1 protein-coding gene is annotated in these 1,406 nt (G+C 65.1%); it reads left to right on the plus strand.

All coding sequences use genetic code 11. From position 1 onward, the window contains the following. Positions 1–1,156: ISL3 family transposase (locus ACX80P_RS16945; RefSeq protein WP_459279265.1), on the plus strand; the 1,156-nt coding region annotated here is incomplete at its 5' end. Between the last annotated feature and the right edge of the window lie 250 nt (positions 1,157–1,406).

Raw genomic sequence — 1,406 nt, forward strand, 5'->3', positions numbered from 1 at the left:
GGAAGGCCTACCGCGCGATACGATCACCCGGCAGTTGGCGCACGAGCCGTTCGGTCACCGACCCACCACACTGCTGGTACGGGTGCGCCGCTACCGGTGCACCGAGTGCGGTCGCACCTGGCGGCAGGACACGGACGCAGCCGCTGAGCGGAGAGCGAAGATCTCCCGCCGCGGACTCAGGTGGGCGCTGGAGGCAGTCGTGGTCGATCACCTCACCGTGTCCCGGGTCGCGGCCGGTCTGGGAGTGTCCTGGCATACCGCCAACAGCGCCGTCCTTGCGGAGGGCAAGCGCCGGTTGATCGACGACCCGCACCGGTTCGACGGGGTGACCGCGATCGGCGTCGACGAGCACGTCTGGCGGCACACCCGGCGGGGCGACAAATACGTGACCGTCATCATCGATCTGACGCCGATCCGCGAGAAGACGGGCCCGGCACGGTTGTTGGACATGGTTGAAGGCCGCTCCAAGCAGGTCTTCAAGCAATGGCTCGCAGACAGGCCACAAGCCTGGCGGGACGGGGTGGAAGTCGTCGCCATGGACGGGTTCACCGGCTTCAAAACCGCGACCACGGAGGAGCTCCCCGACGCGGTCCCGGTGATGGATCCTTTCCATGTTGTCCGCCTCGCCGGCGACGGACTGGACCGGTGCCGGCAGCGTGTTCAACAAGCCACGACAGGGCATCGAGGCCGTGCCGGCGACCCGCTCTACCGGGCTCGGCGGACACTGCACACCGGTGCGGGACTGCTCACCGAGAAGCAGAACACACGCCTGGATGCTGTGTTCGCGTCCGAGGAACACCTCGAGGTGGAAGCGACCTGGGGTATCTATCAGCGGATCGTCGCCGCGTACCGGGAACCCAGCAAACAGAAGGGGAAAGAGATGATGAAGGCCGTCATCAACTCGGTCACCGCGGGCGTCCCGACGGCCCTGGTCGAGATCCGCAGGCTCGGCCGGACCCTGAAACAACGCGCCGTCGATGTGCTCGCGTTCTTTGACCGCCCCGGCACATCGAACGGCCCGACCGAAGCCATAAATGGGCGCCTCGAACACCTTCGCGGCTCAGCCCTGGGCTTCAGGAACCTCACCAACTACATCGCTAGATCACTCCTCGAATCAGGCGGCTTCAGACCCCACCTGCACTCTCAATTACGATGAGCCTTGAGGGCTCTTCGTAATTGAGAGTGCGGGCGGGGTGGCCGGTGTGGGCGCGTCGGTCACGGGATAGGCGTCGAGGCCTTCCGATGATGGAAGTTCCTACACTGCCCATCCGAAAGACCTCGACGTGCCCCACGCTACCTTTCACGCGCCTGACCTCACCACGTTCTGCCGCCTTGATGAGCTTGGACTGGAAGCCATCGGGCAGCATGTGAGTCCTCATCGGGCGGTGATTGACTGCCGCGTTGTT

This window comes from Arthrobacter arabinosi, assembly GCF_054511115.1.